This window comes from Picosynechococcus sp. PCC 8807 (assembly GCF_001693295.1).
GTDB lineage: Bacteria > Cyanobacteriota > Cyanobacteriia > Cyanobacteriales > MRBY01 > MRBY01.
In genome coordinates this window covers 2,753,943-2,780,373 of sequence record NZ_CP016483.1, presented here as the reverse complement: position 1 = coordinate 2,780,373, position 26,431 = coordinate 2,753,943, and the positions used below count along the sequence as shown (strand labels likewise).

22 protein-coding genes are annotated in these 26,431 nt (G+C 50.3%); 14 read left to right on the top strand and 8 right to left on the bottom strand.

Annotated features, from left to right (window positions below; translation table 11 throughout):
• Positions 1-104: 104 nt before the first annotated feature.
• Together AWQ24_RS13330 and psb32 are read left to right on the top strand one after the other, a co-directional pair.
• A complete protein-coding gene (locus tag AWQ24_RS13330; protein WP_065714642.1) occupies positions 105-563 on the top strand; it encodes a photosystem I reaction center subunit XI in 459 nt (152 codons plus the stop codon).
• A 327-nt stretch (positions 564-890) separates the two neighbouring features.
• The gene (psb32, locus tag AWQ24_RS13325; protein WP_065717095.1) at positions 891-1,589 is read left to right on the top strand and encodes a photosystem II repair protein Psb32; all 699 of its coding nucleotides are present in this window, start codon (positions 891-893) and stop codon (positions 1,587-1,589) included.
• 3 nt (positions 1,590-1,592) lie between these two features.
• Here psb32 and AWQ24_RS13320 read toward each other — a convergent pair whose 3' ends face one another.
• Complete coding sequence (locus tag AWQ24_RS13320; protein WP_062436067.1) at positions 1,593-2,066, bottom strand: TspO/MBR family protein; 474 nt, start codon at positions 2,064-2,066, stop codon at positions 1,593-1,595.
• Between the two features lie 81 nt (positions 2,067-2,147).
• Here AWQ24_RS13320 and AWQ24_RS13315 point away from each other — a divergent pair, with 81 nt between their 5' ends.
• Entirely contained in the window at positions 2,148-3,470 is a 1,323-nt protein-coding gene (locus AWQ24_RS13315; protein WP_065717094.1) for a hypothetical protein, read from the top strand.
• A gap of 7 nt (positions 3,471-3,477) precedes the next feature.
• On the opposite strand, the gene AWQ24_RS13310 is transcribed toward AWQ24_RS13315, so the two are convergent.
• From AWQ24_RS13310 to AWQ24_RS13290, 5 genes are all read right to left on the bottom strand, one after another.
• Positions 3,478-4,599: a CARDB domain-containing protein gene (locus AWQ24_RS13310; RefSeq protein ID WP_065717093.1), complete on the bottom strand. Its 1,122-nt coding sequence runs from the start codon at positions 4,597-4,599 to the stop codon at positions 3,478-3,480.
• 41 nt (positions 4,600-4,640) lie between these two features.
• Entirely contained in the window at positions 4,641-5,657 is a 1,017-nt protein-coding gene (locus AWQ24_RS13305) for a hypothetical protein (protein ID WP_065717092.1), read from the bottom strand.
• A gap of 672 nt (positions 5,658-6,329) precedes the next feature.
• Entirely contained in the window at positions 6,330-7,616 is a 1,287-nt protein-coding gene (gene proA, locus AWQ24_RS13300) for a glutamate-5-semialdehyde dehydrogenase (RefSeq protein WP_065717091.1), read from the bottom strand.
• A gap of 126 nt (positions 7,617-7,742) precedes the next feature.
• Positions 7,743-8,078, bottom strand: a complete 336-nt coding sequence (locus AWQ24_RS13295; protein ID WP_012308208.1) for a carbon dioxide-concentrating mechanism protein CcmK — start codon at positions 8,076-8,078, stop codon at positions 7,743-7,745.
• A gap of 108 nt (positions 8,079-8,186) precedes the next feature.
• A complete protein-coding gene (locus AWQ24_RS13290; protein WP_062436057.1) occupies positions 8,187-8,495 on the bottom strand; it encodes a carbon dioxide-concentrating mechanism protein CcmK in 309 nt (102 codons plus the stop codon).
• Positions 8,496-8,573: 78 nt separating this feature from the next.
• Between AWQ24_RS13290 and AWQ24_RS13285 the strand changes: the two genes are divergently transcribed.
• From AWQ24_RS13285 to AWQ24_RS13275, 3 genes are all read left to right on the top strand, one after another.
• Positions 8,574-9,332, top strand: a complete 759-nt coding sequence (locus tag AWQ24_RS13285; protein WP_065717090.1) for a hypothetical protein — start codon at positions 8,574-8,576, stop codon at positions 9,330-9,332.
• 69 nt (positions 9,333-9,401) lie between these two features.
• Positions 9,402-11,714 carry a cation-translocating P-type ATPase gene (locus AWQ24_RS13280; RefSeq protein ID WP_065717089.1) on the top strand — a complete coding sequence of 771 codons (2,313 nt, stop codon included), beginning with the start codon at positions 9,402-9,404 and terminating at the stop codon, positions 11,712-11,714.
• Between the two features lie 91 nt (positions 11,715-11,805).
• Positions 11,806-13,002 carry a serine hydrolase gene (locus AWQ24_RS13275; RefSeq protein WP_232318824.1) on the top strand — a complete coding sequence of 399 codons (1,197 nt, stop codon included), beginning with the start codon at positions 11,806-11,808 and terminating at the stop codon, positions 13,000-13,002.
• Between the two features lie 204 nt (positions 13,003-13,206).
• On the opposite strand, the gene AWQ24_RS13270 is transcribed toward AWQ24_RS13275, so the two are convergent.
• Both AWQ24_RS13270 and AWQ24_RS13265 read right to left on the bottom strand, forming a co-directional pair.
• Positions 13,207-13,929 carry a hypothetical protein gene (locus AWQ24_RS13270; RefSeq protein ID WP_065717088.1) on the bottom strand — a complete coding sequence of 241 codons (723 nt, stop codon included), beginning with the start codon at positions 13,927-13,929 and terminating at the stop codon, positions 13,207-13,209.
• 228 nt (positions 13,930-14,157) lie between these two features.
• The gene (locus tag AWQ24_RS13265) at positions 14,158-15,516 is read right to left on the bottom strand and encodes a Rieske 2Fe-2S domain-containing protein (RefSeq protein ID WP_065717087.1); all 1,359 of its coding nucleotides are present in this window, start codon (positions 15,514-15,516) and stop codon (positions 14,158-14,160) included.
• 176 nt (positions 15,517-15,692) lie between these two features.
• Between AWQ24_RS13265 and AWQ24_RS13260 the strand changes: the two genes are divergently transcribed.
• From AWQ24_RS13260 to AWQ24_RS13225, 8 genes are all read left to right on the top strand, one after another.
• Positions 15,693-16,535 carry a prohibitin family protein gene (locus AWQ24_RS13260; protein ID WP_012308201.1) on the top strand — a complete coding sequence of 281 codons (843 nt, stop codon included), beginning with the start codon at positions 15,693-15,695 and terminating at the stop codon, positions 16,533-16,535.
• Between the two features lie 346 nt (positions 16,536-16,881).
• Positions 16,882-18,129, top strand: coding sequence for an S-layer homology domain-containing protein (locus tag AWQ24_RS13255; protein WP_232318823.1), 1,248 nt, complete (start codon positions 16,882-16,884; stop codon positions 18,127-18,129).
• Positions 18,130-18,217: 88 nt separating this feature from the next.
• A complete protein-coding gene (locus AWQ24_RS13250) occupies positions 18,218-19,045 on the top strand; it encodes an A24 family peptidase (protein ID WP_065717085.1) in 828 nt (275 codons plus the stop codon).
• Between the two features lie 49 nt (positions 19,046-19,094).
• Positions 19,095-20,762 carry an AarF/ABC1/UbiB kinase family protein gene (locus tag AWQ24_RS13245; protein WP_083993540.1) on the top strand — a complete coding sequence of 556 codons (1,668 nt, stop codon included), beginning with the start codon at positions 19,095-19,097 and terminating at the stop codon, positions 20,760-20,762.
• 489 nt (positions 20,763-21,251) lie between these two features.
• Positions 21,252-22,376, top strand: coding sequence for a response regulator (locus AWQ24_RS13240; protein WP_065711377.1), 1,125 nt, complete (start codon positions 21,252-21,254; stop codon positions 22,374-22,376).
• A 77-nt stretch (positions 22,377-22,453) separates the two neighbouring features.
• Positions 22,454-22,819 carry a response regulator gene (locus AWQ24_RS13235; protein WP_012308196.1) on the top strand — a complete coding sequence of 122 codons (366 nt, stop codon included), beginning with the start codon at positions 22,454-22,456 and terminating at the stop codon, positions 22,817-22,819.
• A gap of 39 nt (positions 22,820-22,858) precedes the next feature.
• Positions 22,859-23,359: a chemotaxis protein CheW gene (locus tag AWQ24_RS13230; protein ID WP_030007953.1), complete on the top strand. Its 501-nt coding sequence runs from the start codon at positions 22,859-22,861 to the stop codon at positions 23,357-23,359.
• Positions 23,360-23,401: 42 nt separating this feature from the next.
• Positions 23,402-26,407 carry a methyl-accepting chemotaxis protein gene (locus AWQ24_RS13225; RefSeq protein ID WP_232318822.1) on the top strand — a complete coding sequence of 1,002 codons (3,006 nt, stop codon included), beginning with the start codon at positions 23,402-23,404 and terminating at the stop codon, positions 26,405-26,407.
• The last annotated feature ends 24 nt before the right edge of the window (positions 26,408-26,431 follow it).

Sequence of the window (26,431 nt, the reverse complement as noted above, 5' to 3'; positions counted from 1 at the left end):
ATACTAAGAAAGCCAGTAAATCTAGCAATATCTCTTATAATCCGTAACAAGTGTTTATCTGAACTTAAATTGTAAGTTTGTTTTGAGAGGAGCTTAAACATTAAATGGACATTATTCAACATGGTGGAGATCCTCAAGTAGGAAACCTCGCGACTCCGATTAATGCTTCTGCATTTAGTAAAGCTTTCATTAATAATCTACCGGGTTACCGTCAAGGGCTTTCGGCACAGCGCCGTGGTCTAGAAATTGGCATGGCCCATGGTTATTTCCTCTATGGCCCCTTTGCTCTCCTCGGCCCGCTGCGGAACGCAGACTTTGCTGGAGTTGCTGGCCTATTAGGAACCGTTGGCTTGATTTCCCTGTTGACCCTTGCCCTTTCCCTCTACGGAAGTGTCGGCGTCAGCACACCCACCGCAACTCTAACCACGCCCAATCCTCCTGAAAATCTTGGGACAAAGGAAGGCTGGAGCGAGTTTGCGGCTGGCTTCTTAATTGGCGGCTGTGGTGGTGCCCTGGTTGCCTATGGTCTTTGTGTTGCCTTACCGATGATGTACACCATCTAGGGATTGGTTGATAAGTTTTTATACAGGGTGTTCTGTGCGGTGATCTGAGTTTTGATTTAGTTATCCGACAGCCACCACAATATATGACTTTAAAAATTACAAATTGGTAGATCTGGTCAATTGAGTTTGTTGTTTGTAAAGCCCGGTGAAAATTCACTGGGTTTTTTTGTGTCTAAGAGAAATCAGTCCCTAAAATTTAAAAAGCTCAGGGAAAAGCTCGGTGGGGTTAATCGGTGCAGTTTAAAGGTAAGTTAGTTTCGGTGGCGATCGCCCTTGGTTTATCCTAGAGCCTAAAAGATACGCACAATTTTTGGAATAATTTTTAAAATGATATCTCAACCCAAAAGCTTGCAATGGTGGCAAAAACTGGGGGTGTGGCTCGCAACGGTATTGTTTACCTTTGGGGGTTTTGTTTCGGCAGCCCAGGCCACTGGTGTTTATGATGTGCCCTACGCCACGGGGGATCAACCGATCTGGATTGTGGATCAAGCAGAGGCAATTAGTCGTGCCAACGAAGGGCGTTTAAATCGAGAGCTCAGCGAGTTAGCGGACACAACGGGCAAGGGTCTGCATTTTGTCGCGATTCGTCGCCTTGATTATGGTCAGACCATGGAAGAATTTACCGACAAGGTCTTTGCAAAGTGGTTTCCGACACCGGAGGCGGGGGCCGATGAAATCGTGGTGGCGATGGATGTGCTGACGAATAATGTGGCGATCGCCCTGGGAAATAATATCCAGGAGTTGATTCCACCGGAGACAGCCGAGAGTATTACCGGGGAAACGATCGGTTACCCCCTGCGCAGCAGTTCCTATAACCAAGCCTTCCTGGATGCTGAGGCCCGCATTGGCACCATTTTGAACGGGGAAGCAGATCCTGGCCCCCCAGACATTGCCGAAATTAACATCGAAAGCACTTTCACCAAGGCCGAAGACACAAAAACAACCAGTTCAACCATTTGGGTTGTGGTGTTGCTTCTCTTGGCGACAATCATTCCCATGGCTACTTACTGGTGGTACGTGCGCTAGGGATTAACTTTTGCCAGGATTAAGCCAAATCATTTCCCAGGTGATGTAGGTGCCGACTGGACTCCACAGCAAAAAAGGCAACAGAAGCCAAAAACTCGTTTTCGAGACGGGAAAAACGGCGATCGCCAACAATAAACCCACTACGAAACCCGCAGCCCCAATAATGGTTCCCACCGTTAGGCTGCGGGTTTTGCACATCACAGGGGTATAGGCCAAGATCACCAACTCCAACAGACCATAGCCCGCCATCAATAGCCAGGTGCGAAACCCCTGGGGATCTGCATGCCAAACATAGTTAGCGGAAATAATCCCACAGATAAAAATACTCGTCCACACCACTGGGATAATGCCTTCAAAGGTGAGCCAGGCCGGACGGCGCAATTGGAAAAACCAGCGTTGATCGGCGCGAATCGCTCGGTTGAGTAACACCCCAAGGGCGATCGCCACCAAGGTGATCAATAATCCCGTTCCCAGCATTTCTCTGTCCCCCAGAATTTCAACCCAATTCTATACTGGTAACAGAAGCCCCCCAGATTATTTCTAACGATCCAAAGAGCCATGACCTTCTCGCCCCAACTAATGCGCGCCGTCGAAACCCTCCAATATCGAGCGACTGTCGGGGAAGTGGCGACCCAGGCTGGCCTAGAACTCAATGTGGCCCAAAACGGTCTTTATAATCTCGCGGCCGATGCTGGTGGGCACCTCCAGGTGGCAGAAACGGGGGATGTTGTCTTTGAGTTTCCCAAAAACTTTCGGACGATCCTCCGCAATAAGTATTTTAAAATTCGGCTCCAGGAATGGCTCGATAAAACCTGGCGAGTTGTCTTTTTCCTGATTCGGATCTCCTTCGGTATCGCCTTGATTCTTTCGATTCTTTTGATGACGATCGCCATTCTGGCTCTAGTGACAGCCGCTAGTAGTCAGGACAATAATAATTCCTCCCGCCGTCGTAGTTCTTCTTTTAATCTACCCTGGCTCGTTTGGTGGGGGCCTAATCCGTTTCGTGTCTTTAGCCCCAACTACTACGGCCCCCGACGCTATGGTTCTGCAACATCTTTAAAAAACACGACGAGCAACACCGAGAAGGGGGGAATGAATTTCCTCGAAGCCGTTTTTTCGTTTCTATTCGGCGATGGTGATCCCAATCCAAACCTGGAGGAACGTCGCTGGCAAACCATCGGTCAAGTCATCCAAAACAACGATGGGGCCGTGATCGCCGAACAACTTTCCCCCTATTTCGACAAGTTATCACCCACGGAACAGACGGAAGAAAGTTATATGTTACCGGTCTTGGCCCGGTTCAATGGCTACCCGGAAGTGTCCCCCACGGGAGACTTGGTTTATTATTTCCCAGAACTACAGGTCAAAGCCCAGGAACGCCGTCAGAAATCCGTCCCCAACTATTTAGAAGAACAGCGTTGGACGTTTACCCTTGCCCCTACAGGTCAGAAATTTTTGGCGATCGCCCTTGGGGGCGTCAATTTAGTCTTGGCCCTGATGCTAGGGGTTTTGTTACAGGATTCAGCCCTGGTGGCCGAACTCGGTGGCTTGGTGGGTCTTGCCCAGGCCCTCTATCCCATCTTGTTCGCCTATGCGATCGCCTTTTTGACGGTTCCCCTCGGCCGCTACTTTTGGCTCCAGCGCCGCAACCAAACCATCGAAAATCGCAACGCCCAGCGGCAAGAACGAGCGGCCCTACTCAACACTGGCGAACCTGAACTGCAACAAAAACTCGCCTATGCCCAGCAATTTGCAACCCAGAAAATTCTCACCGCCGAAACCATCACCTATGGCACTGATCAAGATCTCCTCGATCAACAACTGCAAGGGCATGATGACCTCGCCAAAGATTGGGAACGACGCCTAGAAGAAGGTCAATAACGCTTTTTTAGTCCACGCGAATTGGAATGTAAGCCCGATTATTAGAACCACTGACCTCAGAGATGGTGTTATTCTCATCCACGATGATCCCAAGCCAGTAATTTTGACCAGGATTCAGATTACTCGGAATCGTGACTGGAATTGTCGTCGTATAAACGTCCGCCGGATGGATTGACCCAAACGACCCACCGCCAATGCGGGTATCACCATAACTAATATAGTCATTGGTTGAAATGTAGATCCCATAGGAAACATTATTATGGGTCTGCTTACCATTATTCTCAATCGTAAATTCAGGACGAACTGTACTGCCACGATTGACGCGATAGCCCGGCTCCCCCGCAATCGTAATACCACTTAAGGTAGCTGTATTAGAAGCATTACGAATCCTTACCCGCCCATGACTTGAATACTCACCACTTGCACCTGTTCTGCGCCAGTGGGATGCAGAAACATCATTAAACGTAGAATTTTGACTGCCGTAAAGAACACGGGAACCATGGGAAGCATCTTCCCCAAAATAAGTACGTGCCGTGGCACCATTGGTATGGTGATGCCGCCAAGAATCTCCCATCACGTTATATTCCCAATTGACATGCATCAAGCCGAGGTAATGCCCAGCTTCGTGGTTAATGACTGCGTCGATCGGCAAACGAGACCCTGTGTAGACCGTATTAGAGCTCTTATTCTGGGAAGTCGTCCAAGAACGGCCCGATGAATCAAGGACAATATCCACTTCATCTAAACCATAGTGCCAACCAAATAACCAGTAGCAGTGGTACCGCATCCGGGCGACCCCAGGCGGAGAAATACTACTCGCGTAAATCTCATTTTGTCCATTGCCACTACCAACTCCTCCTGTTTCCGTTGTTGTGTTGATCACAAAGGGAGAGGGGTTGGTATTGGTCGCGTTAATGCCCCGCTCCACCGATTGCAGTAAACTACCGGGCGGAAAACTAATGGTATTGATACGGGCTGTTGTCGAATTGCCACTCCACCGTAATTTCTTACCGCTATCACCATTACACTCCAGCCAGGAAGCTGCCTGGGCGGGTTTTGGCAGGATAAAACAAGCAGAGATAATGGCTGAGGCCGCAAGTAGATAGGGATTAAACAAGTTGAACTTCATAGCAAAAGTCCCTGTAATAATTGGTTATGATTCTGGCTGAATTAGGGGTTTATCCGTCTTAAGTCGGGTCTTAGCTCAGGTGAAATGGGTTGCGGTGAAAGGTCTCTCAAATTAGGCGAAAGATCACGAATTTGTCCTTCTCCTTCCCGGGCCTGAACATCATTCTTTTCTTCTTCGGTAATCTGATCCGGAACTGTGACAGCTCTGACTTCTTCTAACCTTGGATCGGCCACATTGAATGGTTTGTTCGGATCAGCCGATGGGATTGAAGACTGAGGCGGTTGTACCCGGTTGTTCCACTGGCGCACAGCTTCAAAAAACGCAGACAAACTGAGGGGCGGCCCAAAGGTTTCTATGGGAGCTGCTTCAGGAGAATCGAAATTATCACCAGCTGCCACTGCCGCCTGAAAACCATAACCCACCCGATAAGCAGCAGGTGCTTCTGTTTCGTAGCGTCGTTGTAGCTCGGCAATGCTTTGACCCGTTCTCTGGCTTTCTTGCTGAATAATTCTTTGGGTTTCTGGTTGTTTCAATAACAGCTCAAAAGAAGGCCTTGGTAATTCGATTACATTGAGATCAAAGCGGGGTTTCCCCCCAATCCTTAGTCTTTCTGTCGCTTCAACTACGGGAATTCCCCAACCATTAAACACACGATTGTCTACGACCCTAAAGCGGCCATCAACGCAATTTACCAAGGGACATCCCGTTACGGCGTCTCCGGTTAGAAATAAAATATCTGCCTGGTTGCGAGCAAATATCGGTGCAGTCGTCTCCATGTAGATGCCACCACTGCCATCGGCGCCACCGGGCACTCGCAAGGTAATCGTTTCCCCTGGCGTTCTGCCCCGTAAGGTTTCACGAATTTTGTAAGTTACAAAAGTATGGGGTAATCCTTGGGGTTGTTCCCGTGTGGGTTGGGAGTTGCGATATTGAATGTCAATAACTTCGCCGAAAATGATTAGATCTGACTCGCCGACGAGAAATTCAAGCCCAGATGTTTTGGCAGAGGCCGGGTCATTTTGCAAATTAGTCGGACTGTGGGCAAGACTAGACTGCATAGGAGAAATACAGCACAATCCTAAGGTTATTAGTTTGAGAAAAGTCAGCCTTAAATAATTTTTCATGTATTTCAACAGACCTCCAATAAATTTAATGGCGTAGAATCAGATTTTGAAATCAATCAAAAAGTCATTGCTTACTTGGATTTAATACATTAAAATTTTCTTTTGCAATTCGTTTTTTTTTGAAAATTAAGCAATAAAAGAATTGTGTGTGTTTGCTTCAAATTTGACAAATCCCAACAACGAATTTCGTCTTTAAAATTTACTTGGAATTCTCGACAACAATCCTTTATAAAAGCTTTAAGCAAACGATTCTTTATTTTCGACGAAAGTATTTCACATATTTAATATGGATTTTAAAGCATGAATTTAAAGGATTCAAAGATACGATCAGTGCCGCAACAAAAAACAAAACAAATTCAAATAAATTTAGAGTAAAAATAATTGCAATCAGTTTTGATGAAGTTGTTTTTACAAAACGATCTATGATCTATATCTAAAGAAATATTTTATATTCTTAAATCACTATTAAATTGACAATGACCACTGATGCTTCACAAAAAATCAAGAAGTTGCTTATAAAGTCAATTAATCCCACTGATCACAAAAAAAATGCCCCAAAGCTAGGGGCAAATTGGAATTTCATCTATCCGGCGATCGCCATAATCGCTAGAGATCTCGGTGGGTAAAAGGCTTGGCATCGGGGCCACTATAGGTCGCGGCGATTTGACCATTGCCAACGAGATGATATTTGTAGGTCACAAGTCCTTCTAAACCCACGGGGCCACGGGGTGGCAGAGTTTGGGTGCTGATGCCTACTTCTGCACCAAAGCCGTAGCGGAAACCATCGGCAAACCGGGTCGAGCAATTATGGTAAACGCCCGCTGCTTTCACTTCATTGAGGAAAATCTGGGCCGTGGCCGCATCTTCTGTGATAATCCCGTCGGTGTGCTTGGAGCCGTAGGTATTGATGTGGGCGATCGCCGCTTCGACATCGGGCACAATTTTAATTGCCAGGACTAAATCGCTATATTCTGTGCGCCAATCTTCTGCCGTCGCAGGCTGGACAGGCATAATCTTTTGGGTTGCCGCATCGCCGCGTAAAGTGACCTGTTTCGCCGTTAAAGCTGCGGCAATCTGGGGTAAAAATTCTGGGGCAATTTTTTCGTGAATTAACAGCGTTTCCACCGCATTACAAGCCGCCGGATACTGGGTTTTCGCATCGACGACAATCGGAATGGTTTTGCTTAAATCTGCCGCCACATCAACATATAGGTGACAAACGCCATCGGCGTGGCCCAGCACGGGGATAGTCGTATTTTGCTGCACATATTGCACAAAGGCATTGGAACCGCGCGGGATGATCAAATCCACATACTGATCGAGGGACAGGAGGGTTTTAATTTCTTCGCGGGTGGTCAGGAGGGTGACAGCCTGGGGGGAAACAGCCGTGTCCTGGAGGGCGGTTTGGATAATTTCTGTCAACACAGTGCAGGATTGGATCGCTTCTTTGCCCCCTTTGAGAATCACACCATTACCCGATTTAATTGCGAGGCTGGTGATTTGGATCAGAGCTTCCGGGCGAGCTTCAAAAATAATCCCTAAAACCCCCAGGGGACAAGTGACCCGCTTCAGCACTAAATCTTGATCTAATTCTCGGTGTAGCTGGAGATGGCCGACGGGATCGGGGAGATTAATCACGTCATGGATACCGGCGATCGCCCCTTGTAATTTGCTCTCTCCCAACTTCAGACGGGCATAGAGGGCTGGCGCAATCCCATCTCGCTGGGCCGCTTCACAATCTGCCTGGTTTGCCGCGACGATCTTCGCCTCATTTGCCGTGAGGGCCTGGGCTACTTTTGCCAAAGCATCATTGCGCTGGGCCAGGCTTAAGGTGCCTAGTTTTTGAGCCGCCGCCCGCGTTTGTTGCGCCAAGTCAATTAGCTGAGTTGCCATGATTCCCTCCAAATTTATCCAGTCCTATGGTTCTATTTAACATCACCCGTAGCCCGACCCAACAACGAAAAAAGCCCATCAAAATAGGCTTTTTTGTGATGAATCTGCGGTTTTGAGAAGGTTAATTTAAACGCGGGTTCCTTCTACGGCGGCCCGGTAGGGTTCTACATCTTCGCTGTAGTCGATGGGCAGTACCGCACAGACGTTGGGATGGGGACGGGGAATAATCACCCAGGATTCTAAAACGCCACCATGGGCTTTCTCAACGGCTTCAATACCCGCCGCCATTGCCGTTTTGACTTCTGAAACGTCGCCACGAATGTTGATATTGAAGCGGGCACTACCAACCCGAATGTAACCCACCAGGGTTACACGACCGGCTTTAACCATCGCATCGGCAGCGGCAAGTACTCCGGGAAAGCCTTTTGTTTCAAGTGATCCAACCGCAGCTTGAGCGGGCATAGGGGGTCTCCTTTATCTTTGTGATTAGTAAAACTTATTTATATTTGGTTCTTCACCCAAGCACATATTATTCTCTAAACTGGGCAAAACACCAAGATCTTCGCTGCACTAGGAGCGAAATTCGAGGGAGGCCTGGGTATATTCCAGGGGTAAAATCCCGACAACATTATCCGGGGGATTGGGCACGGTGTAATGGCTCATCACTTGACCACCGACAGTTTCCTCGGCGGCCCGTAGACCGGCTTCCATGGCAGGGCGCACTTCTGAGGTACGACCCCGAATGACAACGATAAAATTACCTCTTTCGGCTTTGTCAAAAAACACAATGGTGACACGGCCCGCTTTGACCATGGCATCAGCGGCGGCAAGGACGGCGGGAAAACCTAGGGTTTCAATGACTCCCACGGCTTCTTGCATAATCTCGACTCCTGGGGGCAAGGGATAGGGCTATATTCTCCCACATTGGTTCCCTTCTGCTATAGGAAATTTTTTGGAATGGTCTTGACTGGTTCTTTGCTGCCACTGCCCCCGGAGATTTTGGGTTATCCCCAGGCGACAACACCGGAGATCGAGCGGCGGCGATCGCATTTGAAACAGTGGGGCATTGAGGCGATGGTTGCGGTAGGGACGAAAAACCTCGGTACTTTACCGATTCTAGGGTTGGGTTACGTGGGGGTTGTGGTCATGGTGCTTTGGCGGGGGCAGCCCTGTGCCCTGAAAATTCGCCGTTTGGATAGTAACCACAACAGCTTGTGGCCGGAAATTGATTGTTTAGCAAAAGCCAATCAGATCGGCATTGGCCCCCGTTTGCTCAAAGGCGCAGCGGATTTTCTTCTAATGGAATTTGTGGCGGGGCGATCGCTCCTGGCTTGGTTGCAGGCCCACCAAGGTCAAGCACATCAAACCTTGAGACGGACGGTGATGCAAAATATCCTCTCCCAAGCCTTTGCCCTCGATCAGGTGGGGTTAGATCGCGGGGACATGGGGCGTTTGACCCAGGATGTGATTGTTAACGCTCAATGCCAGCCCGTGCTTTTAGATTTTAGTGGTGCTAGCCTGAACCGCCGCCCCCAAAACCTAACCAGTGCGCTCCAGGGACTGCTGTGGGGGAGTGCTTTAGCAGACTATTTTGCCCCGGATTTTCCGGCGAATCAGCGACAAAGATTAATGCCGCACCTGAGACTTTACAAACAAAAACCCCATTCTGAACAGTTTCAAGCGATTATGGCGGCCCTAGGCTGCAAACAACAGTAATAATCGGCCCTGGGACAAGAAATTTTTGGCATACTCAGGGGACAGCCTGTTGCAGTTGGGGCCTTTGGTATGACTTCCCGTTCTCTTTTTCCCGAATCGCGCCTTGCGCCACAAACCACGACGACCTTTGATGTTCAGGGGATGCGTTGTGCAGGTTGTGTCAAGGCCGTAGAACGCCAGTTAACGCAGCAGTCTGGGGTGCTTTCGGCGGTGGTGAATCTGATTACGGAGGTGGCGGTGGTCACCTATGAGCCAGAAAAAATTCAACCAGAGGCGATCGCCAACCGTTTATCCCAAGCGGGCTTTCCTAGCGAACCCCGAACCACAGAAGTCGAAACCTTTAACCAATACCAAGAAAAACGCGCCCAATCCCAGCGGGAACAATATTGGCGTTTGGGGGCGGCGATTGTCTTGCTCCTCGCGTCGAGCCTGGGCCATTTGCATCATCTGACGGGCCTGAAAATTCCTCTGCTTCATTTGATGGGTGTCCATTGGGCGATCGCCACCTTGGCCTTATTTATTCCGGGGTTGCCGATTTTGCGGGACGGCTGGACAGGGCTGATTAAAGGCCATGCCAATATGAATACTCTGGTGGGTCTCGGAACATTGAGCGCCTACCTGACAAGCTGTGTGGCTTGGCTGATGCCCCAGTTGGGTTGGGAATGTTTCTTTGATGAACCGGTGATGTTACTGGGTTTTATCTTCCTTGGCCGCACCCTCGAAGGTAATGCCAGACTCAAGGCGATCGCCGCCCTCGAATCCCTCCTCGCTCTGCAACCCCAGGGGGCGCGCCTGATGGGTCGAGAACAAAAGGGCGAAACCGAAGAAATTACAATTCCCGTGGCCCAGGTACAGATTGGCGAATGGGTGCGCATTTTACCCGGCGAAAAAATTCCCGTGGATGGAGCGATTATTCGCGGTGAAACCACTGTGGATGAATCGATGTTGACGGGGGAAGCGCTGCCCCAGGAAAAAACGGTCGGCGCATCGGTGAAGGCCGGCACCCTCAATCAACTGGGGGTGATCATTGTGCAAGCCACCCAAACGGCCCAAAATACGATGCTCGCCCAGATTATTCGCACCGTAGAGGCGGCCCAGACCCGCAAGGCTCCCGTGCAAAAAATGGCAGATACCATTGCGGGATATTTTGCCTATGGGGTGATGGCTTTGGCGGTGTTGGTCTTTTTATTTTGGGAGCTGATCGGTAGCCAACTCTGGTTAGATCCAGGGGCGACGAACCCAGAAATATTAAGCCTGAAATTGGCGATCGCCGTTTTGGTGGTGGCCTGTCCCTGTGCCTTGGGGTTAGCGACGCCCACGGCTCTCCTGGTGGGGACAAGTCTTGGGGCTGAGCAGGGCATTTTAATCAAAGGGGGGGATATCCTCGAACGCCTCAATCAACTGACCACCGTTGTTTTTGATAAAACAGGCACCCTCACCCAGGGCAAACCGCAGATTGTCGAGTGGGTTAGCTTTGCCCCTTGGTCGCAAGATTCCCTGCTGCAATGGGCTGCGAGCCTAGAACAGCGCAGCACCCATCCCTATGGTCAAGCCTTTGTGGCGATCGCCCAGCAGCAAAACCAAAAACTCTTTGCCCCTGATCAGGTTGAAACCGCTTTGGGTAAAGGCATTGTCGGTCAAGTGAAAGGCCAGTCGGTACATATTGGCAACCAAGCCTGGCTTGAGACCGCCCAAATTACAATCCCGGAAGCCTGCCATCACCATCTCGAAACCTGGTCAGCCACGGGCAAAACCACCATTTTTATTGCCATCGATCACCAGGTGGCTGGTTTAGTGGCGATCGCCGATCCAATTCGTCCCGATGCCGCCGCTCTAATCGAAAATCTACGCGCCAGACATCTAGAAGTAATCCTCCTCAGTGGCGATCAAGCGCCCGTCGTCAAAAATCTTGCTCAAACTCTCCAGCTTGATCATTATCAAGGTGCCCTTTCCCCCATCGAAAAAGCCGCCGCACTCCGCACCCTCCAGGCTCAACAAAAAGTAGTCGCGATGATCGGTGATGGCATTAACGACGCGCCAGCCCTCGCCACCGCCGATATTGGCATTTCCCTCCAGGGGAGTACCGACGTTGCTCTCGCCACCGCCGACATTATCCTCATGGGCGATCGCCTGATGGATTTTGCCCAAACCCTCCATCTGAGCCAAGCGACCGTCAAAGTGATCCGCCAGAATTTGATCTGGGCCTTTGGCTATAACCTCATCGCAATTCCCCTCGCCGCAGGGATCCTCTTGCCGCAATTTAACTTCACCCTCAGTCCCGCTGTGGCCGCAGGCTTAATGGCCATGAGTTCTGTATTAGTTGTGACGAATTCCCTCACCTTAAAAAAATCGTTCCAAAAAGCAAATCAAAATCCCCAATAAAGCCTCACATCAATATTTTTAAACCACTGGACTCGCCTCTGAATATTCATTTCATAATGAATGCGGTGTCAAATAGAATTAAATATTTATCATGCTGCAAATGCTGGCTTTAGCCTTCTTGGGAATTACCACTTCCATGACCTTTCCAACCATTGCTAAAGCGCTACCCGATCAAAAAATTAATCAATATTTAGCAGAACACTACACCCAATACCAAACACGAGAAAATTTCTCTGGAATTCAATTATCCGTTAAAGTTAACGAAGCCCCAACCCAAATCTACGTCATCGGTCGGGAAAGTCATGACCCCAACAGTGCGCCCATTACAGCCGAAAGCCTCTTTCACATCGGCAGCATCACGAAATCTTTTACGGCGGCTTTACTGCTTCAAAATGACAGTAACCAAGCCCTTGATCTAAATGCTGACTTTACCCAATATTTACCCGAATATTCCCACTGGTCTGGCATTACAACCACGCAGCTTTTGAATATGACATCTGGCTTGCCAAATTATACAGATAGTCCCACTGTTAATTATTTGTTGTCGCAAGACCTGGAGCAATTTTGGGAAGAACGCAGTTTGATTGACTTTGTTTATCCACAACATTCTTCTGCTAAACCGCCCCTCAGAAGCGGGTATGACTACAACAACACAGGATATTTATTAAGTGCCCTGCTTTTGGAAACAGTTACCGAAAAATCCTTTGCTAATCTGATTACAGAGCAGCTTTTGCAACCCTACGAATTGGAAGACACATTTTATCCTGTGCCTAATCCTAGTGCCGCTGTTCAGCAACGTCTCGTCGAAGGTTACAATTTCAACCCTTATACCAACCCAGAACTTGTGGGAAAAGATGTTAGCCGTAACAACCTGTCTTGGGCAGGGGCGGCAGGGGCCTTAGTTTCAAATACAGAAGACATTATTCACTGGGTACGAACATTATTCATTGAAGACAATTTGCTGTCCGCTGAAGAAAAAGAAGAAATGCAGCAAATCGTTTCTTTACAGACAGGAGAGGCGATCGCCCAAACAACAGCGACAGATCCCTATGGTTTTGGTTTGGGGATTATCCAGGGTTACGACGAACGTTGGGGCAATTATTGGTTTTATCAAGGCGAAACACTGGGCTATCGTTCATTTTATGTGTATTTCCCTTGTAATCAAGTGATTATTTCTGCTCTATTTAATAGCTCTGTAGATGCTCAGAATAACCACGCCCGCAGTTTAATCCAGCAGGTCTACGGTACTCTTTTAGAAGATGATCCTGCGTTGATATGTCAGACTTGAGTGTTGGAAAACGAATTTGCCCATCCTAGACAAGCAAATTTAGCCTGAGTTTAGACCCAAGTCGATTTTATTTGTTCGATGCCGTCTTCATAAGCAAAGGTTAAAAAAAATCTTCCGCTGCTTAAGCTTGGTGAATATTTCTATCGGGGAGCTTAAGCATTGGAAGACAAGAATCAATTAAATTTGGCCTAGGTTGGTGGCTGACTAGCGCACCGTAAAGGCGTAACGATCTTGGACGACATAACCACCCGCAGACCAGTTGTAGTAGACGCGTACTTCATAATTGCCTGGGGTGAGACCTCTGAATTGACGGGAACCTGAACGCTGCCCTTGGGTATAAAACCATTCACCGTAGCTGTCGTCGGGGGCATTGGCCGCAACAATGGTGATCCAATCCTGGCGATTACCAGGGAGATTAGCGTAGTTCACCATAATCGGTTCATTAGCTTGGTAGACCGTTTTATTGGTGGAGATATGACGGTTGTTAATTGGTGTTGCCGCTTGTGTCCCGACAGTGAAACGATACCGATCCTGGACGACATAACCGCCATTGGGCCAGTTGTGGTAAACCCGTACTTCGTAGCTGCCAGCAGCGAGACCTTTGAATTGACGGGAGCCAGAGCGCTGACCATCGGTATAAAACCATTCTTCGTAGCTATTGTCGGGGGCATTGGCCGGAACGATGGTAATCCAATCTCCAGAGTTGCCCGGTAGATTGGCGTAGTTCACCATAATTGGCTCACTGGGGGCGTAGGTTGTTTTTTGGGTGGCAACTTGTCGTCCAACTGGAACTTGACTCACCAGCACCGGGTAGGCGTTAGGGATTGTGGTGGGAACCGTGGGACTGGGATTGGCGATCGCCCCCTCAACCCAAAAGCCGAGGAGGACGGGTAAACAAGAGAACAGGGGCCGTAAGGTGGATTTCATGGGGATTTTTAGAGGGAAAAGATAGGGAAAAAGTAGTGCGCGAAGTAAATTTCAGTTAGGTCTTGGGCAAACAAGTCCGTTAGATAGAGATAGTTGCTGAGGCCAAGGACTGATGCAGATTTTCTCGGAATAGCCGACTCTAGCTGAATTATAGGCAGCTCTTGGGGAGGTGACCTAGGTTTTCTGGCTGATTACAAGAAATTTTTCCCTAAAGAGAGTATGTCCTGATCACTTTTGATGGTTTCGCGTTGGGGGATATTCTCCTTCAAAAAATCGACGTTCTAGGCGATGGAGTTGCCACCAGAGGCCCGCTAAGACAATGATCACCGTGGCGATCGCCCCAAGGCTCCAAGTGGGCAAGCCAGAAAAAATCGCGAAGGGCAAGCCCAACCACAGCAGAAATCCCAAACCAATGACGCCTTTTTTCCCTTTCTGAATTCGATGAAGAGCCTGGGTACAACTGGCGCAATTTTTGGTGTGGGAATGGTACCGCTCTAACAATTGGCTTTGTTGTGGTTCTGCGGGCGAAAAATCTTCGTCTGGGAAAGGTTCGCCATACCGTTCTACCCATTGGCGATAAGCCAGCACAAACGAATCTGAACTGGTCGGTAAATAACAGGTTTTGGCATAGTTTTGGGTCGATTTTGCCAGTTCCCGTTCCTGGAGATGCAAAAAGATTTGATCATCTTCGAGGATGCCCATTTGATTCAGATGGGAAAACCACCGGGGGGTAAATTTAAACGCGAGTCGGGGTATGGCTGCTTTAAAACGGAAGGGGAGCCGCACAATCGCCCGGCAGCGTCCTTTTTCGGTGGGAGTCGCGTAGACAACGGTCATCACCTGGCCAAAGGGACTTTCGGGAATGTCGTGCCACATGGCAGCCGGCGCAAAAAAGGTTGTTTTCTGGGAGCCGAGGGTGCCGCGTCGGGGGCCTTCTTCCCAATTGCCCGTGAAGCCTGTTTTTTCTACCTCAGAAACGTCCAGGATAAATTCCTTGGCATTTTTGCGGTTACCGACCCGGGGGTGGTGGGTAAAGGCCACATGACTCGTATCCAGGACATTTTCTAAGAGGGTTGTGGCGTCATAGGGAATATCACGAAACACATCGGCCATCACCCATTCCCCTGGATGTTGGTCTAGCTGGGGCACCGTCGGGATCGGCGTTTGGGCTGCCTCATGGCGATCGCCCCCATAGACAAACAGCAACCCTTGTTTAACGCAACTGGCATAGGTTTTCACCTGGGCTCTGGGACTGTGATGGGCCTCACCGCCTGGGGCTTGGAAAGGAATTTTGGTACAGGCGCCCGTCTCCGCAAATTGCCAACCGTGGTAAGGGCATTCTAAACAGCCATCGACAATGCGACCTTCGGATAGGGGCGCGAGGCGGTGGGGACAGACATCGCTAAAGACTTGCCATTGCTGGGTTTTGGGTTGCCACCAAATCACGAGGGGGTCCCCCAGCAGCACAAAGCGGGTGGGTTTGGTTTTGTCGAGATCCTGCACGAAATGGATCGGATACCAGGCTGCGTGCCAATCAAAGGCAGGCGTCGTGTCGGCAGTGGGTTCAGGGAGGGGCGTTGCAACCATAGATTTAGAAAAGGAAATTTCAGACGGAATGATTGGGGTCAGTGCTTTTAGCTTAACGAATTGTTACATTTCCTTGGGGCGATCGCCTTTGGGTTTTGCCCTTTGCCTCCTGGTCGTCTTCACTACAATGGGATGGAAAACCGAGCCGCTAGAACTGATTTGGAGACCAAAACCGCGTGCGTAACATTACTCCCAACCAAAATTTTCCCCTCTCACTGATTGGGGTGGCGATCGCCCTGTTATTTTTCATTGTGCTCAATGCGTTTGTCATCATTAATCCTGGCCAAGCCGGTGTCTTGAGTGTTCTTGGGAAAGCCCAGGACGGCGCTCTCCTCGAAGGAATTCATTTCAAACCGCCCCTGATTGCTAGCGTGGATGTCTATGACGTAACAGTCCAAAAATTTGAAGTCCCGGCCCAAAGTTCGACCAAGGATTTGCAAGATTTGACCGCCCGTTTCGCCATTAACTTCCGCCTCGATCCCGTAAAAGTCGTCGAAATTCGGCGTACCCAGGGCACTCTACAAAACATCGTCTCAAAAATTATTGCCCCCCAAACCCAAGAATCCTTTAAGGTTGCCGCCGCCAAGCGCACCGTCGAAGAGGCGATCACCAAACGCACCGAGCTTAAGGATGACTTTGATACCGCCCTCGAAACCCGCTTAGAAAAATATGGCATCCTTGTCCTCGACACCAGCGTTGTTGATCTAAACTTCTCCGCCGAATTTTCCCGCGCCGTCGAAGAAAAACAAATCGCCGAACAGCGGGCGCAGCGAGCCATCTACGTCGCCCAAGAAGCCGAACAGCAGGCCCAGGCAGATATCAACCGAGCCAAGGGGAAAGCCGAGGCCCAACGCTTACTCGCTGAAACCCTCAAGGCCCAGGGGGGAGACCTAGTGCTCAAAAAAGAAGCCATTGAAGCTTGGAAAGAGGGAGGCGCTCAAATGCCTAAGGTGCTCGTCATGGGCGATCAACGCTCCAGTGCCCCCTTTATCTTTGATCTCAACGACATGCCGAAATAGCCCCACAACAATCAAAATTTTCACAAAATTACTATCGGGCGATCCAAAGGCGATCGCCTTTTTATGTTGCTTTTGACTAGCTGGAAACATTTTTTAAGCAGGGCTAGTCTTCAATAATCCCTGCATAAATTTAGCAATCCCCATTATTGTTCAGAACATTTCCAAGCAGTTGAAAACGAAAAAATCAGCGGAACATTTACGGGAACAAGTCGTCTAAAACCCTAGTAAATTTAGCTTAAATAATTCGATTTAAGCATTTTTTAAGTGAGAAGTGACGGTAACAACGCTAACCTGAAAATAAGCAGTCACCCTAATCTGAAACGCAAGGAAAAATAATATGCCTTCTATGAAGCGAACCCAGCAATCCACCGCTCTTCTTTTAGCCTTATCCCTCGGACTAGGAAGTACATTACCCTTCCAGGGATCGTTGCTGCAACCCGCAGCGGTGGTGGCCCAAACAAGCCAATTTCCAGATGTTCCGAGTAACTATTGGGCCACAGGCTTTATTAATGAATTGGTGAACCGGGGGATCATTGCCGGTTTTCCTGATGGTTCTTTTCGGCCCGATGCGCCTGTGACCCGTGCTCAATTTGCGGCCATGGTGCAGAAAGCCCTCCCCAAGAGCCAAGACCGCAATGCGATTAATTTTGTGGATGTCCCCAGCAGCTATTGGGCTTTTAATGCGATTAATAATGCCTACGAGATGGGCTTTCTTTCGGGATATCCAGGTCAGGTTTTCCGCCCCGAACAAAATATTCCCCGGGAGCAGGTTTTAGTCGCCCTAGCCAATGGTTTAAATTATTCAGCCCGTAACAACATCAATACCACCCTCGGCTATTACCAGGATGCAGCGAGTATTGCTGATTTTGCCCGGAGCCCCATTGCCGCCGCGACAGAACAAAAAATGGTGGTGAACTATGCCAATTTGCAACAACTCAATCCCAAGCGCAATGCCACACGGGCTGAGGTGGCCGCGTTTATTTATCAGGCTCTCTTTTCCCAGGGTCAGGTACAGGCACTAAATTCCCCTTATATCGTTACCCAGGATGTGGTGGCTGTGGACTATCGCATCACAGCGGGCACGATTATTCCGATTAGTTACACCGCTGACAAAATTCTCTTAACCCAAGATGAAATTTTACCGGTGACCCTCACGGTGGATGCCAATATTGTCAATACCCAGGGGATAGTGCTGATTCCCCAGGGCAGTGAAATTCAAGGGGAGTTCCGACCGTCAGGAAATGGGACGCGCTTTGTCGCCCAACGCCTAGAGTTACCCAACGGCCAAATGTACAATATCAACGCGGCCTCCCAGGTGATCACAGATACGGAGAGTGTGCGTCGGGGCACTGATGTGGGCAATTTGTTGAGAAATGCGGCCTTAGGTACGGGGGCCGCCGCCGCGATCGCCGCCATTACCGGAGACCGGGCGATCGCCACAGAGGAACTCTTAATTGGTGCTGGTGCTGGCATCCTTGCCACCTTGATCCCCCAATTTTTGGGCCTTGATCGCGTGGATCTGTTGGTCGTAGAAACCAATACGGATCTTGATCTCACCTTGGCCAATGACCTGATTCTTCAAGTCAATCCCTAGGAAAAAGATTGTTTTAGGGTTTTTGAAAATTTGGCGATCGCCTAAGGGGATAATGGGGCTGGTTGGCTAGGGTTTGAGAGACATCACCATGCTCGCGCTTTTACAACAGTCCGGTTTACTGGCGATCGCCTTTATTTTTCTATTCATCTGGGGAGCCTGTTTCGGCAGTTTCCTCAACGTGGTGGTTTATCGGCTGCCAGCGGGTTTATCCCTGGCACATCCCCCCTCCCGCTGTCCCCACTGTGGCCACCAACTGGGCGCACGGGAAAATATTCCGGTGTTGGGTTGGCTCCTGTTGGGGGGCAAATGTCGCTGGTGCAAAACGCCCATTGCCGCCCGGTATCCCCTCGTCGAAGCGCTGATGGGTTTGCTCTGTGTCGCCACGGTGGTTCAATTTGGGTTGACCCTAGAGGCGATCGCCGCCTTTACCCTATTGTTTTGGTTAGTGGCCCTGGCCCTCATTGATTACGACACTTTTACCCTGCCCAACCCCTTAACCCAATCGGGCCTCGTACTCGGTCTCCTCTTCCAGATGGGGCTGGGTTTCCAGGCGAATGGCTTCCCTGGCGCGATCTATGGGCTAATGGGTGGCATTGGGGCGGCGGTATTGGGGCTTTGGCTACTCGATGGCATTGGTGTCATTGGTTCGGCGGTGCTGGGTCAAGAGGCCATGGGGGGCGGCGATCCGAAACTTTTGGCGATGATTGGCGCTTGGCTGGGTTGGCAAAACGTCCTCTTAACGGTAATTTTGGCCTGCGCCCTGGGAACAGTTATTATCGGCGGGGCCATGGGCCTCGGCAAACACCAACGGGGTCAACATTTACCCTTTGGGCCATTTCTCGCCCTGGGGGCGGTGGGCAGTCTTTTTTGGGGAGATCGCCTGATCGAACTCTACCTAAACGCGTTTTTGGGTTGAAGCTTTTCTGTATGATGAGGGATGGTCGAAATCTAGGGCAATACCAATCGTGAAAACTCCCCGCTGGCAACGGCGCAAACTGAGTCTCAGGCAACGGCAACTGGAAATCTTTACCGTGGCCGCCCAGTTTATCTTCCGGCTGGGCAAAGACCGACTCCCCGGTGGCAACCCTGCCCGCAAACGCCATCGCCAAGCCCGCTGGCTCGTGAATCACCTCCTGGATCTGGGGCCGACCTTCATCAAAATTGGCCAGGCCATGTCAACCCGCCCGGATCTATTTCCCATCGAATACATCGAGGAACTGAGCCAACTCCAAGACCGGGTGCCCCCATTTAAGGGTCAAGCGGCGATCGCCGTCATCGAGCAAGAATTTAACAAATCCATCTACGCCCTCTTTAAGGATTTTGAACTAGAGCCCCTCGCCTCCGCTAGCCTGGGCCAAGTGCACCGGGCTACCCTCTACAGCGGCGAAGAAGTAGCCGTAAAAGTCCAGCGCCCCGGCCTGAGTCGTCTGTTCCAAGTGGATATGCAAGTCCTCGAAAAACTTTTGCATTGGGCCAGTTATTTTTTAAAAGACCTCAAAAAATACAATCTCAATCAGATTTACCGGGAATTTTTCGAGCTTCTCTACCAAGAAATTGACTACATCCATGAAGGGAAAAATGGCGATCATTTCCGGCAAAATTTCGCCGACGATCAGCAAATTCTTGTACCCAAGGTTTATTGGCAATACACTACCCGCAAGGTCTTAACCCTCGAATATCTACCGGGCATTAAAATTGACGACCGGGCCGCCCTCGAAGCGAGCAATATTGACCCAGACCATGTGATCAGCCTCGGCATTTCTTCTTATCTCAAACAACTGCTCCAGGATGGCTTTTTTCAGTCCGATCCCCACCCCGGTAATATGGCCGTCGATGCCACAGGGAAGCTGATTTTCTATGATTTCGGCACGATGACCGAAGTCAAATCCATGGAAAAGACCCAGATGATGCGTACGTTTTTTGCGGTGCTGCGCAAGGATACGGACGAGGTGGTCGAAACCCTGGTTTACATGGGCCTCATCGAGCCGATGGCAGATATGACCCCGGTGAAACGGATGATCGCGTTTCTTTTGGATCGGTTCCGCGATCGCCCCATTGATCTCCAGGAATTTGAGCAGATTAGTAACGAGCTCTACCTGATGTTTGAGCAGCAACCGTTTCGCCTGCCGCCCCAAATGACTTTTATCATCAAGGCCCTCACCACCCTCGATGGCATTGCCCGCGCCCTCGACCCCCAATACAATCTCATGGCGGCGGCCCAACCGTTTATTCGTAGCTTGGCCGTGAGCGCTAAACCTGGGGAAAATCGCCTGGGGAGCCTCGCTCAACAGACTAAAGAATTTGTCCTGTACCAATTCCAGAAACCCAGCCGCACCGAAATGGCCATTAAACGCCTCGAATCACGCATCGAGTTAGGGGAACTGCAATTTCGCGTTAAATCCGTTGAAGGCGATCGCCAATTGCGCCGAATCTACCTCGCGATCAAAACCATGATGTATGGCATCCTCTGGGGTTTTAGCAGTGTGGTCGGTATTTTAGTCTGGAGTCAGGCGGCCTCTCTCTTCCTCATCGGGGCGATCGCCCTTACCGTATTTTTCTTTGGCCTCCAAACCCTCCGCGCCCTCCTCCAACTGCTCATCCAAGAACGCCTCGATCACTTAATCCGTCGTTAAGAGGCTCCCCCAATTTCAATTTAGACACCATTGGAACAGCACAAGGTAAAAATCCTGAAATTCCTTGCTATATCTAGGTTTGAAACATATTAATGGGGTGTCAAGATCGGTGGGGTCAAAGTCTTTTCGTAGCTAAACATACTACTTTTAACCAAGTCTTTATGGTAAGAAAATAATCTCTTTCTGTAGCATTAGTATTGCTCAGATTAACTAATAGAGTTGCCCCCAAGCACCATGAATTTTCAATCTTGCCCTAGCCCCATTTATTCAAGCTTTTTGTACTGCGGTTTGAGCCTAGTCACCAGGCAACCCGATAAAACTATGAAATCCATATTTTTCAGGCGATAAAGTCGATCTAGAATAAATTGCCCCTGACATAATTTTGTCGCTGCGCTTACCCACTACCCTCCCGATCCATGTTTCCCAGCCATGGGTAAAGACCAAAGGCGCTAAACCCTCTTCAAATCAATTCCCGCTAGTGTGTTTCATATGAAAGTGCAAGATGCCATCACCAAAAACGTTGTGATTCCGGGCCAAGTCCTCCAATCCCTGATCCAACGGCAAATGTCGGGGACCATGACCATTTACGATCCCTTAGATGAATCGGTATTTTGGCAGCTTTATTTTGGGGGCGGGAAGCTGCATTTTGCCACCAGTGGTATGGGCAAACGGGAGCGCTTAACGTATCTTTTGGGGCAACTGTTTCCGAAAGCGAAATTTCCCATGGGAGATAGCTTTTCCCAAGATTATGATTACATTTGTCAAATTTGGAAAGCTGGAAAATTATCCCTCCAGCAAGTCCGCCAAGTTTTATTTTTTACGACCCAAGAGGCGATCGCCCAGTTTTTATCCCTGCCCCGCGCTGCCATTAAATTTGAACGCGCCCTTAATTTAGATCCCCTGTTGCTATCCCTGTCCCTCAAAGAAATGGTGCGCCCAATCCAGCCGACCGTTCGCCAATGGGTACAACTCCGCCCCGAAATCGCTTCCCCTTTCCAGCGCCTACAAGTCAAAGATTTCCGTGAAATCCGGAGCCGCTCCTGGCTAAACCTCCAGGACTATCAATTTATGGAAAGCCTCCGGGAGCACCTCGACCAACAAGTCACCCTCTATGAGCTGAGTCACCACACCCGCCGTTCCACCCTCGAACTCAGCCAACTCTTCCATCCCCTCGTCAAAACAGGCTTGATTGAAGTTATTCCCTATGCGGGCGTTCCCCAAAAACCCAAACCCCGCATTGCCTGTATTGATGACAGCAAATCAATACAACGGGTCGTCAAAATGACCCTAGAAGCCAGTGGCTTTGAGGTTATCGGGGTCACTGAACCTGCTTTATCTCTGAGTACCTTTGCCCGCCAACGGCCAGAACTAATTCTGATGGATATCAACATGCCCGAAATCGATGGTTACGAGCTTTGTCGCCTGTTCAACCAATCCGAAATGCTTAGGGATATCCCCGTGGTGATGCTTACGGGGCGCGATGGAATTATTGATCGCCTCCGTGCCAAGATGGTGGGGGCTTCTGACTACATCGCTAAACCGTTCAATCCCCAGGATTTGATACGGATGGTGCAGTCCTATGTGGAGCAAACATCAGCGCAATCTACGCCCTAGAGGTTGTATTTCATAATCTCTAAACTCAATTTTCAGAATAAATTGCGCCAAGTTCTAACACTGATCAAGAAAATAAGATGAAAAAAGTTTTAGTTGTTGATGATTCTAAATCGGAACAAACCCTTGTCCGGGCACTCCTGGAAAAAATGAGCCTAGAGGTCAGCCTGGCGGACAATGGCGATGAGGCCTTAACTTGGCTGCGCAACCATGACCAACCGGATCTAATTTTCCTCGATATTGTGATGCCTGGGCTCAATGGCCTCGATTTATGCCGAGAAATTCGCGAAAGCCTGGGTTACGAGGAAGTGCCAATTATTTTTTGTTCTAACAAAAGCCAGGACTTCGACCGTTTTTGGGCGTTACGTCAAGGGGGCAATGCTTATTTAACGAAACCCTACAGTCCGATGGAATTCATGAAAACAGTCAAAGAGTATTTGGCTTAGATAGTGCTGTTTTTTCTTCGATAAAGGTCTGATTTTGCCATGGTCGCTCCCCCTACCCAAACCGATTTCTTCCGGGTTCAACTGTATCCTGCTGGGGCTGATCCCCTTGCCCAAACACGCTTGTTGATTCCCCTAGAAAATATGTTGGAAGTGATGACCCTGCCCCGCCAAGACATTTGCCCGGTACCAGGGGTCGCTCCAGGGGTGTTGGGGGTGACGAACCAACGGGGGCAGTTGATTTGGGTGGTGGATCGGCGATCGCCTTCGGGATTAGGAACATCTGCAGCACGGCCCAATCCCCAGGAAAAGCTAACGGTGGTGCTCCTGGGCCAGGGGGATGCAGGGCAAGTGGGCTTTGTGGTGACCCAGCTTGAGGGCATTGCGCCGTTTGACTTGGGGGAGGCGGCTCCGGTGGCGGCGGCTTGGCAGAGATTTTATCCCCATTGCGATCGCCAACTGGTCAAGGGGCCAGAGACGGGATTTACGTTGGCCATGGCCCATTTATCCCGCCACCTACAGGGCGTCCCGGTCAATCAGTAAGTTTTGAGTTTTTTCAACGTCAATTTCACAGAATCACTACCTATGGGCACAACAGAACAGACCATGAACACGGCAACTTCTCCGGCTTTTTCTGAGGAAATCAAAGAACTCCAGGCGGCGATCGCCCTTGATCCGACAGATATTGTGATGAAAATCAGTCTGGCGAGTCAACTGGAAACCGAAGGCTTTTTGCCGGAGGCGGCGGAAGTTTACCGCGACATCGTGGCTTCGGATCAAGACGGCGTCTTTGCCGCCAGTGCCCAACAGGCGCTCCTTGCCCTAGGGGAAGCGATGGATTTCCCAGAGGTAAAGAATGGCAATGGTAACAATGGTGATCGCCCAGCGGCATCAACCAACGGGAACGGAACAGCGGCTACGGCCCACCCGCCGGAATCTCCCATTGTCCTAGAAGTCTCAGAAGCGAAGGAATACAGCCCAGAGATTGTGGCATTGCAAGCAGCGATCGCCGCTGACCCCACGGACATGGTGGCCCAAATTAGCCTCGCCAGTGCCCTCGAAAGTGAAGGCTTTTTTCCAGAGGCGATCGCCAGCTATCAGCAAATCATTGACCAAGATCCCGAAGGCATTTTTGCCGCCAGTGCCGCCAAAGCCCTTGAAGATCTCCAGGCACAGTTGCCCCAGTCCGATCCAGAGACCGATGACCCCTCGGCGATCGCGCTTCCAGACCAAACCCCCAAACCCGTTGCCCTGGTTTACGACGATGTTGACTATACCGATGTCGATGTCACCTCCCCTCCCCTGAAGCGATTACAAAACCTTTCCATTGCCCAGAAACAATTCATCGGTATTTTTGTTTCCAGTGCCATTGCGATCGCCGGAGTGGTGGCAGCAGGGGCGGTGATTATTGTTACTTCTGGGCGATCGCAGCTCCGGGAACAGGCCACCTCAGAGCTCGCGGTCAACGACATTAACTACAACGTCAAAATTGACCAGATGGGTTTTGGGTTCCGGGGCCAATCGGATAACGCCGCAATCATCGCCGCCGCCGCGGCCTACCAAAGTACAGGTACTGTTCCCCCTGAGCAGCTCGCCCAGGTGCAGGCCATTCTCCAAAACGAAATCCAAGCCCGTAATATCGAATATGCCACCCTGGTCAGTACAAATCTCCGGATTATCACCAACGGCAACGGCGATCGCCAAGGGGAAGTGTTTGACCCCAATGGCCTCGTCACCCAAGCCCTCCAGACGAGACAGCAACTCAAAACCAGCGAACTACTCTCTTGGGATGACCTGAATCGAGAAGTAACCAGATTCCCCATTGGCACCAAAAAAGGCGAATTTGCCCTCGTCCGCTACACCGTCACCCCCGTGATCGGCAGTAACGATAATCTTCTTGGAGCCTTGGTTTCCGGCGATGTGATTTTCAATGCCAAATTGGATATTGCCGCGAATACTGTCAGTGCGTTCAATGGCGGTTACAGTGCGATTTACCAAGTCAACCCTGATGGTGGTTTCCAGCTCGCCAGTGCCCTCTACCAACAGGATGCCCAGGAAGAAGGGGAAGACAGTACCCGTAAGGTGATCCAGACCTCCCTTAATGCCCCTGATCTGCTCACGCTACCGGATTTCTCTTTCCTGACGGCCGCCGTCAACGCTAGGGGGGAAACCGTGGTCGATACCCAGGTGATTGATGGCATCTCCTACACCCTCGCGGCGGAATCCATTCTCAATAGCGCCGGGGAACCCGTGGCGATCATTGTCCGGGGCACCGATGAAAATACCCTCAATGCCCTGATCCAGGACAGCTTACTGCTTCAGACAACGGTGGGTTTAATTGGGGTCTTTGTGGCGGCTGGTTTAGCGTGGCTCCTGGGGCGCACGATCACAAGACCGATCAAGCGCCTCCAAAAGGTAACCACCGAGTTTGGTGCCGGGAACCTTGATGCGAGGGCCGAAGTTTTTGCCAAGGATGAAGTGGGACAGTTAGCCACCACGTTCAATAATATGGCAGCGCAAATTCGCTCCATTACCGATGCCGTCGAAGCCCAAGCTCAAGCTAAAGATCAAGAGGCGGCCTTCCAACGCCAGGAGCGGGAACGTCTCCAGGAAGGGGTGATTCGGTTGCTGCTCCAAATTGAAGAGGTGCGCCAGGGGAACCTCACGGTACAGGCGATGGTAGACGAAGGGGAAGTGGGTTCCATTGCCGATGCCTTCAATGCCACCCTCCGGAGTCTGCGGGCCTTGGTTTCCCAGGTGAAATCTTCGGCAGACGAGGTGTATGATTTGGCGATCGTCAACAATGACTTGATCACGCGCCTCTCCACGGAAGCCACAGTCCAGGAACAGGCGATTCAATCGGCGGAACGTTCGGTACAAGGTATTGCCCAATCCATTCAAGCGGTAGCGAAATCGGCCCAGGGGGCAGCCCAAATTGCCCGAAAATCCCGCTTGGCGGCCCAGGAAGGCCAGGCGACCATGGACGAAACGGTGACAAGTATTGATCTAATTCGGGGTTCAGTGGCAGATACCTCGAAGAAAGCAAAACGTCTGGCGGAATCTTCCCAGGAAATTTCGAAGATCGTTAACATCATTTCTGACATTTCCGAAAAGACGAACCTTCTGGCCTTTAATGCTTCCATTGAGGCAACGCGAGCCGGGGAAAATGGCCAGGGTTTCCGGGTGGTCGCTGATGAAGTACGTCGCTTGGCAGAACAGGTCACCACAGCAGCCCAGGAAGTGGAGCAGTTGATCGGCGGGATCCAAGAAGAAACGGCCCAGATGATGCAGATGATGGAGGAAAGTACTTCCCAGGTGGTCACGGGGACGGAATTGGTGAAAAAGACGAAAACAACGCTCCAGAGTGTGTCCCGCATTAGTGAGGAAATTGACAAAGTGCTGGCGCGGATTTCGAAGGCGATGGTCTCCCAGCGGGATGTGTCTGGGAAGGTCACGAAAATTATGCAATCGGCGGCGGAGGTGGCCCAAAAGACGGCGGCAGAATCCCAAACGATGTCTGGTCAGTTGGATGCGCTAACCCAGGTGGCGATCGCCCTGAAGGATTCTTCGTCCCGCTTTGAGATTGAGTAACGTTTTTATTTTTCGGCTGTTTTA